This window comes from Ferrovibrio sp. (assembly GCF_025869515.1).
Lineage (GTDB): Bacteria > Pseudomonadota > Alphaproteobacteria > Ferrovibrionales > Ferrovibrionaceae > Ferrovibrio.
This window is the reverse complement of record NZ_JAOZVR010000039.1, coordinates 1-11,025: the sequence shown is the minus strand read 5'-3', so window position 1 is coordinate 11,025 and position 11,025 is coordinate 1. Positions and strand designations below refer to the sequence as shown.

Here is an 11,025-nt window from a genome sequence, read left to right as displayed (position 1 = left end):
CCGGTGCTGGTCCGCGCCCCCGGCGGGCGGGTGGACGGCCTGCTGTTCCGGCCGGCCCGGGCCGGCGATGCCCTCCGCCTGGCCGCCTATGAGGGGCCGGAATACCTGACCCGCGCCCTGCCGGTCTGCCGCAGCGGCAGGTCCGCCGCCCTGACTCGAACCGGGCCGGCCCGCGCCCGGGTGTTCCTCCCGGCCGGTTCCGGCCTGCCGGCCAGCTTCGACGACTGGCAGCTGCCGCGCTGGCAGCGCCGCGACAAAACCGCCTTCCTCCGTTCGCTGCAACATCAGGGCCCGATGCCATGCGCAAGCCGATAGACACCAGCCTGCAGCCCTACCCGGTCGAGATCCTGAGCCACGAGCGGGTCTACGACCGCCATCTCAAGGTCGACGAGCTGCTGCTGCGCCACGGCCTGTTCCGTGGCGGCATGACGCCAGTGATCAGCCGCGAGGTGGTGGGGCGCGGCGATGCCGTCTGCGTCGTGCCCTACGATCCGCAACGCGACGAGGTGGTGCTGGCTGAACAATTCCGCACCTCGGCGCTGCTGAATGGCGACCGCGCCTGGATGACCGAGGTGGTGGCCGGACTGATCGAAGAGGGTGAAAGTCTGGAAGACGTCGCGCGGCGCGAGATGAAGGAGGAAAGCGGCCTCGATCCGGTCGGCCCGCTGATCTTCATCAACACGATCTACGCCACCCCCGGCTTTTGCAGCGAGCGCTACCACCTGTTCTGCGCCCCGGTCGACGCCAGCAAGGCCGGCGGTGTACACGGCCTGGACGACGAGGCCGAGGACATCCGCGTCTACGCCCTGCCCTTTGCCGAGGCCTTTGCACGGTGGGAAGCTGGGGAAATCCCCAACCCGCCGGCCTCCTTCAGCCTGCTCTGGCTGGCGCTGCACCGCGAAAAGCTGCGCCGGGCCTGGGCCGATCCGCGCGGGTTGCGACCCTAACCCCCCCTCGGTATAGGATTACAGGCGGGAGGCGCTATATCGGCCCGACCTCCTACAGACCGAGAGCGTTATGGATATCCGCAAAGACTTTATCGACAGCATCGGCCGCACCCCGCTGATCCGTCTGCGCCGCGCCTCCGAGGCGACCGGCTGCGAAATATACGGCAAGGCCGAATTCATGAATCCGGGCGGTTCCGTAAAAGACCGCGCGGCGCTGTACATCGTGCAGGATGCGCTCGCGCGCGGCACGCTGCGCCAGGGCGGCACCATCGTCGAGGGTACCGCCGGCAATACCGGCATCGGCCTGGCGCTGGTGGGCAATGCGATGGGCTTCAGGACCGTGATCGTGATGCCGGAAACCCAGAGCCAGGAGAAGAAGGATTTCCTGCGCCTGTGCGGTGCCGACCTGCGGCTGGTGCCGGCCGTGCCCTACAAGGACCCGAACAACTACGTGAAATATTCCGGCCGCCTGGCCGAGGAGATGGCGAAGACCGAACCGAATGGCGCGATCTGGGCCAACCAGTTCGACAACGTCGCCAACCGCGAAGCGCATTACCGCACCACCGGCCCAGAGATCTGGGAACAGACCGGCGGCAAGGTGGATGGCTTCACCTGCGCGGTCGGCTCCGGCGGCACGCTGGCCGGCATCCTGCTGGCGCTGAAGGAGCGCAACCCGCAGGTGCAGGTGGCACTGGCCGATCCGATGGGCGCCGCGCTGTATCATTATTACAAGCACGGCGAACTGAAGGCCGAGGGCAGCTCGATCACCGAGGGCATCGGCCAGGGCCGCATCACCGCCAACCTGGAAGGCATCACGCCCGACGACGCCTTCCAGATCTCCGACGAGGAAGCCCTGCCGGTGGTGTTCGACCTGATCCAGCATGAAGGCCTGGTGCTGGGCGGCTCCAGCGGCATCAACATCGCCGCCGCGATCCGTCTGGCCAAGAAGATGGGGCCTGGACACACCATCGTCACCATCCTGTGCGACGGCGGCGCGCGCTATCAGAGCAAGATGTTCAATCCTGAATTCCTCAAATCGAAGAACCTGCCGGTTCCGCCCTGGATGATGTGAGTGCCATGACCAGCTTCCTGTTCCGCGACGATGCCTATCTGCAAGACTGCGACGCCGTGGTGACCGCCATCGACGAGCGCGGCTTCCAGACCGATGTCACCGTGTTTTACCCGACGGGCGGCGGCCAGCCTGGCGATCTCGGCCGCTTCGTGCTGGAGAGCGGCGAGACGGTGGAGATTTCCGACACGCGCAAGGGCGACGGGCCCGACGGCATCATCCATGTGCCGGCCGGTGGTTCGGCGGCGTTGAAGGTCGGCGCCAGGGGCAAGCTGCAGATCGACTGGGAACGACGCCATCGCCTGATGCGCATGCATACCTGCCTGCACCTGCTGTCGGTGCTGGTGCCCTTCCCCGTCACCGGCGGCCAGGTCAGCGACGGCAAGGGCCGCCTCGATTTCGACATGGCCGACAGTATCCCGGACAAGGACACGCTCACCGCGAAGCTGAACGCGCTGATTGCCGCCGACCATGCAGTCACCGCGCGCTGGATCACCGACGAGGAGCTGCTGTCGAGCCCCGACCTGGTCAAGACCATGGCGGTGAAGCCGCCGATGGGGCTGGGCCGCGTGCGCCTGATCGAGATTGCCGGACTGGACAAGCCGCTCGACCTGCAGGCCTGCGGCGGCACCCATGTGAAGCAGACCGGCGAGATCGGCCCGGTCGCGGTCGTCAAGATCGAGAACAAGGGCAAGCAGAACCGCCGCGTGAATATAGCCTTCGCGGCCTGATAAAGTCTGAGGGAGTCAGCAGATGTCGTCGTATGTGAATCCGGATGCGCTGGTATCGACCGAGTGGCTGGCAGAGCATCTGAAGGCGCCTGACCTGCGGATCGTCGATGCCTCCTGGTATCTGCCGACCATGAGCCGCAACGGCAAGCAGGAATATGCCGATGCGCATATCCCCGGCGCAGTGTATTTCGATATCGACGAGATCGCCGATACCGATGTGCCGCTGCCGCATATGCTGCCCAGCCCGGAGAAATTCGCCGCCCGCATGCGGCGGCTGGGCATCGGCGACGGCAACCGCATCGTGGTCTATGACGGTTCGGACGTGCATCTGTCGGCACCGCGCGCCTGGTGGATGTTCCGCGTTTTCGGCCATAACGATGTCGCCGTGCTGAACGGCGGTTTCAAGAAATGGAAGGCGGAAGGCCGTCCGGTGGAAGACCTGCCGCCGTTGCCGCGCGAGCGCCATTTCACCGCGCGTCGCAACGACCTGCTGGTGCGCGACATCGAACAGGTGCGCGGCAATATGAGCAATCCGCGCGAACAGGTGGTGGATGCGCGCAGCAAGGGGCGCTTCGACGGCACCGAGCCGGAACCGCGTATCGGCCTGCGCGGCGGGCATATTCCGGGCTCGCTGAACGTGCCCTCCTCGCTGATGACCGATCCGCAGACCGGCCTGTTCCAGTCGGCCGATGTTTTGCAGGATATCTTCACCAAAGCCGGCATCGACCTGAACAAGCCGGTGGTGAATACCTGCGGCTCCGGTGTTTCAGCCTGCATCCTGACGCTCGGCATGCATCTGCTCGGCCATCGCCAGGTCGCGGTCTATGACGGTTCCTGGACCGAGTGGGGCGGCCGCGCCGACCTGCCGGCGGACGTCGCCTGAGGCGAACGCCGCTTGGCCGAGGCACGCGACAATCGTAACGACGACAGGGTCGCCTCCGCGATCTTCCGGCTGCCGCCGGCCGAGCTGCTGGATGACGGGCGCTACAATGTCACGGTCGTTTATCTCGAGATGACCAAGGCGCCGCCGGAAACGGCCAACCTGCCGCCGCTGGTGCCCAAGCTGGCCCTGCTGCGGCTGGACAAGCCGACCACCGGTTTCTACCGCTATCTCTACGATACCGTGGGCCGGCCCTGGCACTGGGTCGACCGCCATCGCATGAGCGATCTGGCACTGGGCAACATCATCAACGATCCGCTGGTGGAAATCTGGGTGCCCTATATCGGCGGCGTGCCGGCCGGCTATATCGAACTCGACCGCCGCAGCGTCGATGCCGACGAACGCAAGACCGCCAACATTGCCTATTTCGGCCTGACACCCGAATTCTTCGGCCGTGGGGTCGGCCCCTGGCTGCTGCGTGCCGGCATCCGGCAGGCCTATACCTACGGGATCGACCGGCTGACCGTGAACACCTGCAACCTCGATCATCCGGCCGCCCTGCCGCTGTATCAGAAATTCGGCTTCCGACCCTACCAGACACGCGAGGCGCTGTTCGATCCGCGGCGCTGAGGCTTAAGCCTTGTGCTTCTCGTAATGCCGTCGCGCCTTGGCGCGGTTGCCGCAGCTTTCCATCGAACACCAGCGGCGGCGTTTGTTCGGGCTGGTGTCGTGGAACAGCCAGCCGCAATCGGGGCCGGCGCAACAGCGGATGCTGTTCGGCGCCGCCGTCACCAGCAGATCGGCGCCCAGTCGCGCGATGGCGCCGAGCGGCGAGCCCGGTTCCAGCCCCTCGCCGTGCGCCTTCCAGCCCAGCCGCGCGCCATTCACGGCGGCGAGAACCCGGCCTTCGGGATAGCGCAGCAGGGTGCGGTTCAGGGTTTCGAGATCGGCGGGTTTGGCGGTCCTGCCCTGGCGCGCCGCCTGGGCCAGCCGATACAGCGCCTCGCGCAGGCCGACCGCCTCCGTCAGCACGGCAGTCGCCTGTGCCGCCTTGCCGGCGGCCAGGCGTTCCAGTTCGGCCAATGTGGGCGCGCCGATGATGCCGAGGCGGCGGCACCAAGCCAGCAGGGCACCATAGGAGACCAGCATGTCCTCCGGTCCGCCTTCGGCCGCAGGACGGTCGCGCCAGTCCAGCGTATTGACGAAATCGAGCGCCGGATGGCCGCCATGCAGGCCGTAATCGAGGATGCGGAGAGGCTCTGCCATATAACCATCATACCGGTTGACTGGCCGGGCGCCAATCCCTAGTTTCCGCCCCATGGATTCGCTGCCCGACAAGCCCGAACCGGCCAGTTTCACCCGCGAAGGGGTCTGGCACGGCATGAAGCTGACCACGCCTTACAGCCTGAGCGCCCTGCCCTTTGGCATCGCCTTCGGGGCCGCGGCGCTGGGCACCACCCTGTCGCCCGGCGAAGCCATCCTGATGAGTGCGATCACCTTTGCCGGCAGCGCGCAGTTCGCCGTGCTCGGCCTGTGGGGCGTGCCGCTGCCGGTCGCCGCCATCGTGCTGACCAGTTTCCTGGTCAATGCCCGCCATATCGTGATGGGCGCCGCGCTGTATCCCTATATCGGCAACCTGCCGCGCCGCTGGGTGTTTCCGGTTGCCGCCGGCATGACCGATGCCGGCTGGGCGATCACGCTGCAGGCGATGATGAACGGCCGCCGCGATCTCGGCATTCTGCTCGGCACCGTGATCATGCAATGGCCGGTCTGGGTCAGCGGCACTGCTTTGGGCGCACTCGCCAGCAGCGGCGGCCTGGATGTGAAGCGCTGGGGACTGGACGTGCTGATCGCCGGCGTCTTTGCCACCTCGGTGGTCGGGCTGTATCGCGGCCGCAGCGACATCCTGCCATGGATCGCCGCCGTGGCCGGCACGGTGGCCGCCCTGCTCTGGCTGCCCGGCAACTGGTATATCCTGATCGGTGGCCTCTGCGCCGGACTGGCCGGGCTGTGGAGCAGCCGCGATGAGTAGCTTTGTCGCCTTCGACAGCATTGCCGTCATCGCCATCGCCGGCATGGCGCTCGCCACGCTGCTGACGCGCGTCGGCGGCTTCTGGCTGATGAGCTATGTCACCCTGTCGCCGCGGCTGGAACGCTTCCTGCGCCACACCGCCGGCGGCGTGCTGGTCGCCATCGTGGTGGCCGCCGCGATGAAGGGCGATCCCGCCATGTGGGCTGGCCTCGCCGCCGCGATTGCCGTGATGCTGCTGCTGCGCAAGTCGATGACCGCCATCCTGATCGGCATGGCGCTCGCCATCGGCATCCGGTTCCTGATCGCACCCTGATCGGTTCAGTTGCTGGCGATCAGGTTCACCGTCAGCGCAATCACCATGGTATTGAAGAAGAACGACACCACGCTGTGCACCAGCGTCAGCCGCCGCATGCCGCGCGACAGGGTGCTGACATCGGAGACCTGGCAGGTCATGCCGATGACGAAGGCATAGTAGAAGAAATCGGAATAATTCGGGTCGCGATCGCCGGGAAAATCCAGCCCGCCACGATGCTGCTGCTTTCCGTCAGCCGGATCGCCGTAATAGAGATGCGCGTAATGCAGCGCCAACACAGTGTGGATCAGCAACCAGGCGCAGATCATGCCGACGCCGCCCAAGGTTAACCGCAGGATTTTCAGACCTTCGGATGGCGCGCTCTTGCCCAGGATCATCATGGTCAGCGCCAGCAGCGTGATGGCGCTGGCGACGATCACCAGAGCGGAGACCACCCAGGCACTGCCGTCGAGATCGCGTGCCCGCTTGCGCAGCAACATGATCGGAACATCGCTGACCGCATATCCGGTCCAGATCAGGAATAACACGACGCCGGTGATCCAGGCCGCCCCGGCATGCACTTCCGGATCGCTCGGCTCGAACGGCCAGAGGAAAATGGCCGTTCCCACTGCCAGGCAGGCCAGCAGGCGCCAGCCTGCCGGCACATGATGCAGATATCCAAGCAGCCGCTTCATCGCCTGTCTCGCTCCACCATGATCCGCCCATGTGCTGCGACGAGTGACAACGATGCCCGGCCATCCCGGTTCCGCTCCGCTGTCAGCGCGCGCCGGTTATCGTGCAATCGGCTGCGCCGGCTCGCCGGGCTGCGACTGCCAGTCCAGCACCTGCCAGGCGCCGCCGACCTGGCGCAGGCGATAACGCGTCGGCGGCGCCGGCGTGGTGGTGCAATCCGGCTCGCCGCGCTGCAGGCCGCAATGGCGGCCGGCAACCGCGATCACGGCCTCGCCCGCCGCAGACTGCTCTGCCGCAGCGATACGATAGCTCCACCAGTAGCGCGAGCTGGCCAGCGACGACAGCATGCCGGCGGCGCCTTCGCCGGCCGTCCAGACCACGCGGCAAAGCTCGGGGTCACGGCGGGCGAAACAGGCCAGCAGGGTTTCAACGGCGCAGAGCGGGGTTTCCGGCCGGCCGATGCAGCGGCTGTCGCTGCGCCCGGCCGGACCGATCAGACGATACTGGCCGGCGGGATCGACAGCTGGAAGCTGGGCCGAAGCCGGGGCTGCAAGGACAATAAACAGAAGAACGGCGACCGTGCGGCGCATGACGCTCCTCCCCATTCGTTATGGGGAGGAGCCTAGCACGGTTTTCGGCTTTTTTAGTGCAGGATCTGGCTGAGGAACAGCTGGGTGCGCTCGTTCTGCGGGTTAGAGAAGAACTCGTTCGGCGTGTTCTGCTCGATGATCTCGCCGCGATCCATGAAGATCACGCGATCGGCCACCTTGCGGGCGAAACCCATTTCATGGGTGACGCAGATCATGGTCATGCCGCCCTCTTCGGCCAGGCCGACCATGACATCCAGCACTTCCTTGACCATTTCCGGATCGAGCGCCGAAGTCGGCTCATCGAACAGCATGATCTTCGGGTTCATGCACAGCGAGCGCGCGATGGCGACGCGCTGCTGCTGGCCACCCGAGAGCTGGCCGGGATACTTGCTGGCCTGTTCCGGAATGCGCACGCGATTGAGATATTTCATCGCGGTCGCCTCGGCCTCGGCCTTGGGCTTTTTCAGCACCCAGATCGGACCAAGGGTGAGGTTTTCCAGCACGGTGAGATGCGGGAACAGGTTGAAATGCTGGAATACCATGCCGACTTCGCGGCGGATGGCGTCGATATTCTTCAGGTCGTTGGTCAGCTCGGTGCCATCGACGATGATATGGCCCTTCTGATGCTCCTCCAGCCGGTTGATGCAGCGGATCATCGTCGACTTGCCCGAACCCGAGGGGCCGCAGACGACGATGCGTTCGCCTTTCTTGACGGTGAGGTTGATGTTCCGCAACACGTGGAATTCGCCATACCACTTGTTGACAGTCTGCAGTTCGATGATCGGCGCAACCATGCTCATGGCCCCCTTAGCGCTTATGTCCGGTTGCCAGACGCTTTTCGAGATTCTGGCTGTATTTCGACATGGAGTAGCAGAAGACGAAGTAGATCATCGAGACGAAGATATAGGCCTCGATGGAAAAGCCGCGCCAGGCCGGATCGGTCAGCGCCACCTTGGTGGACTGCATCAGGTCGTAGATGCCGATGATCACCACCAGCGAGGTGTCCTTGAACACCGCGATGAACAGGCTGACCAGCGGCGGGATCACGATCTTGAGCGCCTGCGGCAGGATGATGAATCCCATCTTGTGACCGTAGGACAGGCCAAGGGAATCGGCCCCCTCATACTGGCCCTTGGGGATCGCCTGCAGACCGCCGCGCACCACTTCCGCCAGATAGGCGGCGGCGAACAGGATGATGGCGATCTGCGCGCGCAGCAGCTTGTCGATGCTGAAGCCTTCCGGCAGGAACAGCGGCAGCATCACCGACGACATGAAAAGCATGCTGATCAGCGGCACGCCGCGGATCAGTTCGATGTAGAGCACGCAGAGCGTCTTGATCGCCGGCATTTTCGATCGCCGCCCGAGCGCCAGGGCGACGCCGAAGGGGAAAGCGATGGCGATACCGAAAGTGGACAGGATCAGCGTGAGCGGCAGGCCGCCCCAGAGCGTATCCTCGACATAGCGCAGGCCCAGGACGCCACCCCACATGAGGACCGACACCGCAATCAGCCCGCCAACCCAGATGGGCAGCAGGATGACGGTCCAGAAGCGCGGGATCGTGCTGACGACGATCATCGCGATCAGGATGACGGTGGCGATCAGCGGACGCCACTGTTCATCATAAGGATACAGGCCGAACAGCATGAGGCGGTATTTCACGCCGATGAAGGCCCAGCAGGCTCCGCCGCCGGCGCGGCATTCCTGTGAGGTCGCGGCCGTGAAATTGGCCTTGATCAGGGCCCACTCGATAAACGGCGGCAGCGACATCAGGATCAGCCAGACCGACAGGATGGTCAGAATGGCATTGAGCGGAGAGGAGAACAGACGCTCCCGCACCCAGGCGATCGGCCCGGTGGTGGAGGTCGGCGGCGGCAGGGATTCGGTCGCTGTCGTCATCTTACCGCTCCACCAGCGCAATATGCTTGTTGTACCAGTTCATGAAGAACGAGATCGACAGGCTGATGGCCAGATAGACCGCCATGATGATCATGATGCCTTCGATGGCCTGGCCGGTCTGGTTCAGCGTCGTATTGGCAATCGAGACGATGTCGGGATAGCCGATCGCCACCGCCAGCGAGCTGTTCTTGGTCAGGTTCAGATACTGGCTGGTCATCGGCGGAATGATGACGCGCAAAGACTGCGGCAGCACGATCAGCCGCAGGGTCTGGCTGCGGGTCAGGCCGAGCGCGCTGGCGGCCTCCCACTGGCCGTAATTCACGGCCTGAATGCCTGAGCGCACCACCTCGGCGATGAAACCTGCCGTGTAGAGCACCAGGCCGAACAGGAGCGCGGCGAATTCCGGCGTCAGCGTGGCGCCGCCGACAAAATTGAAGCCCTGCAGCTTCGGCACATCGAGTTCCAGCGGCGCGCCGCCGATCAGCCAGCCCAGAACCGGCATGCCGACCAGCAATGCCAGACCGGCGCGGTAAACCGGGAAGGCCTTGCCGGTGGCGTCCTGACGTTTCTTGGCCAGATTGACCATGATACCGATCAGCACGAAGGCGAGCAGGAAACCGATGGCAGCCAGATCGAACGCGCCATGGTCGGTCGGCGCCGGCACCTTGATGCCGCGGTTGGACATGAACACGCCGGGCATGATGGTGATCGCCGAGCGCGGACCAGGCAGCGTCTCGGTGATGAGCGCATACCAGAAGAACAGCTGCAGCAGCAGCGGCACGTTGCGGATCACCTCGACGTAGATCATCGACAGCTTGGCGATCAGCCAGTTCTTCGACAACCGGGCGATACCGACGACCGTGCCGATGATAGTAGCCAGGATAATGCCGATCACCGCGACGCGGATGGTGTTCAGCAGGCCGACCAGAATGGCGCGGGCATAGGTGTTTTCGGGACCGAAGGCGATCGGCGATTCACCGATGGCGAAGCCTGATTCGCGGCCGAGGAAATCGAAGCCGGTGGAAATGTTGCGGATCGAAAGATTATGCAGCGTGTTTGAAATCAGAAACCACGCGACCATAACCACGATGGAAACGGCAACGACCTGGTAAACCACGGAACGAACGTCGGGATCGTTCCAGCTCAGTCGCCGCGGCGGCGCGGATTGCGCGCCTTTACTTTGATGGTCTGCCATGTGCCCCCCATGGCTTAGAGAAACTGAATACGTAAAGCGATGGGCCGGCGGCGCCCTGTACGCCGCCGGCCCCGCTTATGCCTTAACGGATCGGCCAGGCGTAAAGCGCGCCGCCCTTCGACCACATCTGGTTCACGCCACGGGCCAGCTTGAGCGGGCTGCCCATGCCGACATTACGCTCGAAGCTTTCGCCGTAATTGCCGACCTGCTTGATGATGTTGTAGGCCCACTTCTCGTCGAGACCGAGCGCCTTGCCGCCGCCCGGGGTGACACCCAGGATGCGCTTGATGTTCGGATTCTCGCTCTTCAGCATCTCGTCGACATTCTTCGAGGTGATGCCGTATTCCTCGGCCTCGATCATGGCGTTGAGCGCCCAGCGCACCACGACCAGCCACTGGTCATCGCCCTGGCGAACCATCGGGCCCAGCGGCTCCTTGGAGATGATCTCCGGCAGGATCAGGTGATCGTCGGCATTCTGCAGCTGGGTCGCGCGGGTGGCGGCCAGGCCGGAGGCATCCGTGGTGTAGACGTCGCAGCGGCCGGAGGCATAGGCCGCGACGACTTCATCCAGCTTCTCGATGACGACCGGCTTGAAGGTCATTTTCTCCGAGCGGAAATAGTCGGCGAGATTCAGCTCGGTGGTGGTGCCCGGCTGCACGCAGACCGTGGCGCCGTTCAGCTCCTTGGCGCTTTTCACGCC

General features: G+C 64.7%; 14 protein-coding genes and 1 pseudogene. 8 read left to right on the top strand and 7 right to left on the bottom strand.

Going from position 1 to position 11,025, the window contains the following annotated elements:
* The 6 genes and pseudogenes from OJJ21_RS05560 to OJJ21_RS05535 form a co-directional block, all read left to right on the top strand.
* A pseudogene (locus OJJ21_RS05560) lies at nucleotides 1-315 on the top strand (hypothetical protein); the annotation flags it as partial.
* The gene (locus OJJ21_RS05555; protein ID WP_297683973.1) at nucleotides 300-947 is read left to right on the top strand and encodes an NUDIX domain-containing protein; all 648 of its coding nucleotides are present in this window, start codon (nucleotides 300-302) and stop codon (nucleotides 945-947) included. The pseudogene OJJ21_RS05560 and the gene OJJ21_RS05555, both read left to right, overlap by 16 nt.
* Nucleotides 948-1,017: 70 nt before the next feature.
* The gene (locus tag OJJ21_RS05550; RefSeq protein WP_297683971.1) at nucleotides 1,018-2,019 is read left to right on the top strand and encodes a cysteine synthase A; all 1,002 of its coding nucleotides are present in this window, start codon (nucleotides 1,018-1,020) and stop codon (nucleotides 2,017-2,019) included.
* 5 nt (nucleotides 2,020-2,024) lie between these two features.
* Nucleotides 2,025-2,747: an alanyl-tRNA editing protein gene (locus OJJ21_RS05545; RefSeq protein WP_297683969.1), complete on the top strand. Its 723-nt coding sequence runs from the start codon at nucleotides 2,025-2,027 to the stop codon at nucleotides 2,745-2,747.
* Between the two features lie 22 nt (nucleotides 2,748-2,769).
* Complete coding sequence (sseA, locus tag OJJ21_RS05540) at nucleotides 2,770-3,630, top strand: 3-mercaptopyruvate sulfurtransferase (RefSeq protein WP_297683968.1); 861 nt, start codon at nucleotides 2,770-2,772, stop codon at nucleotides 3,628-3,630.
* 12 nt (nucleotides 3,631-3,642) lie between these two features.
* Nucleotides 3,643-4,257: a GNAT family N-acetyltransferase gene (locus OJJ21_RS05535; RefSeq protein ID WP_297683966.1), complete on the top strand. Its 615-nt coding sequence runs from the start codon at nucleotides 3,643-3,645 to the stop codon at nucleotides 4,255-4,257.
* A 3-nt stretch (nucleotides 4,258-4,260) separates the two neighbouring features.
* Here OJJ21_RS05535 and OJJ21_RS05530 read toward each other — a convergent pair whose 3' ends face one another.
* A complete protein-coding gene (locus OJJ21_RS05530; RefSeq protein ID WP_297683964.1) occupies nucleotides 4,261-4,893 on the bottom strand; it encodes an ABATE domain-containing protein in 633 nt (210 codons plus the stop codon).
* 52 nt (nucleotides 4,894-4,945) lie between these two features.
* Here OJJ21_RS05530 and OJJ21_RS05525 point away from each other — a divergent pair, with 52 nt between their 5' ends.
* On the top strand, nucleotides 4,946-5,659 hold the full coding sequence (locus OJJ21_RS05525; RefSeq protein ID WP_297683962.1) for an AzlC family ABC transporter permease: 714 nt from the start codon (nucleotides 4,946-4,948) through the stop codon (nucleotides 5,657-5,659).
* Nucleotides 5,652-5,972 (top strand): AzlD domain-containing protein, encoded by a 321-nt coding sequence (locus tag OJJ21_RS05520; protein ID WP_297683960.1) that lies wholly within the window; start codon nucleotides 5,652-5,654, stop codon nucleotides 5,970-5,972. Before OJJ21_RS05525 ends, OJJ21_RS05520 begins: the two co-directional genes overlap by 8 nt.
* Before the next feature lie 5 nt (nucleotides 5,973-5,977).
* On the opposite strand, the gene OJJ21_RS05515 is transcribed toward OJJ21_RS05520, so the two are convergent.
* The 6 genes from OJJ21_RS05515 to OJJ21_RS05490 form a co-directional block, all read right to left on the bottom strand.
* Nucleotides 5,978-6,646 (bottom strand): DUF1345 domain-containing protein, encoded by a 669-nt coding sequence (locus tag OJJ21_RS05515; RefSeq protein ID WP_297683958.1) that lies wholly within the window; start codon nucleotides 6,644-6,646, stop codon nucleotides 5,978-5,980.
* A gap of 96 nt (nucleotides 6,647-6,742) precedes the next feature.
* Entirely contained in the window at nucleotides 6,743-7,234 is a 492-nt protein-coding gene (locus OJJ21_RS05510; RefSeq protein ID WP_297683956.1) for a hypothetical protein, read from the bottom strand.
* Nucleotides 7,235-7,287: 53 nt separating this feature from the next.
* Complete coding sequence (locus OJJ21_RS05505; RefSeq protein ID WP_297683954.1) at nucleotides 7,288-8,034, bottom strand: amino acid ABC transporter ATP-binding protein; 747 nt, start codon at nucleotides 8,032-8,034, stop codon at nucleotides 7,288-7,290.
* A 7-nt stretch (nucleotides 8,035-8,041) separates the two neighbouring features.
* A complete protein-coding gene (locus OJJ21_RS05500; RefSeq protein WP_297683952.1) occupies nucleotides 8,042-9,130 on the bottom strand; it encodes an amino acid ABC transporter permease in 1,089 nt (362 codons plus the stop codon).
* A 1-nt stretch (nucleotide 9,131) separates the two neighbouring features.
* Nucleotides 9,132-10,325 (bottom strand): amino acid ABC transporter permease, encoded by a 1,194-nt coding sequence (locus tag OJJ21_RS05495; RefSeq protein WP_297683950.1) that lies wholly within the window; start codon nucleotides 10,323-10,325, stop codon nucleotides 9,132-9,134.
* An 82-nt stretch (nucleotides 10,326-10,407) separates the two neighbouring features.
* Nucleotides 10,408-11,025: transporter substrate-binding domain-containing protein (locus OJJ21_RS05490; RefSeq protein WP_297683948.1), on the bottom strand; the 618-nt coding region annotated here is incomplete at its 5' end.

Excerpts from the sequence above, each read along its gene's own strand:
- OJJ21_RS05555 (WP_297683973.1), top strand. The coding sequence starts at position 300 with ATGCGCAAGCCGATAGACACCAGCCTGCAGCCCTACCCGGTCGAGATC.
- OJJ21_RS05550 (WP_297683971.1), top strand. The coding sequence starts at position 1,018 with ATGGATATCCGCAAAGACTTTATCGACAGCATCGGCCGCACCCCGCTG.
- OJJ21_RS05545 (WP_297683969.1), top strand. The coding sequence starts at position 2,025 with ATGACCAGCTTCCTGTTCCGCGACGATGCCTATCTGCAAGACTGCGAC.
- sseA (WP_297683968.1), top strand. The coding sequence starts at position 2,770 with ATGTCGTCGTATGTGAATCCGGATGCGCTGGTATCGACCGAGTGGCTG.
- OJJ21_RS05530 (WP_297683964.1), bottom strand. The coding sequence starts at position 4,893 with ATGGCAGAGCCTCTCCGCATCCTCGATTACGGCCTGCATGGCGGCCAT.
- OJJ21_RS05525 (WP_297683962.1), top strand. The coding sequence starts at position 4,946 with ATGGATTCGCTGCCCGACAAGCCCGAACCGGCCAGTTTCACCCGCGAA.
- OJJ21_RS05520 (WP_297683960.1), top strand. The coding sequence starts at position 5,652 with ATGAGTAGCTTTGTCGCCTTCGACAGCATTGCCGTCATCGCCATCGCC.
- OJJ21_RS05515 (WP_297683958.1), bottom strand. The coding sequence starts at position 6,646 with ATGAAGCGGCTGCTTGGATATCTGCATCATGTGCCGGCAGGCTGGCGC.
- OJJ21_RS05510 (WP_297683956.1), bottom strand. The coding sequence starts at position 7,234 with ATGCGCCGCACGGTCGCCGTTCTTCTGTTTATTGTCCTTGCAGCCCCG.
- OJJ21_RS05505 (WP_297683954.1), bottom strand. The coding sequence starts at position 8,034 with ATGAGCATGGTTGCGCCGATCATCGAACTGCAGACTGTCAACAAGTGG.
- OJJ21_RS05500 (WP_297683952.1), bottom strand. The coding sequence starts at position 9,130 with ATGACGACAGCGACCGAATCCCTGCCGCCGCCGACCTCCACCACCGGG.
- OJJ21_RS05495 (WP_297683950.1), bottom strand. The coding sequence starts at position 10,325 with ATGGCAGACCATCAAAGTAAAGGCGCGCAATCCGCGCCGCCGCGGCGA.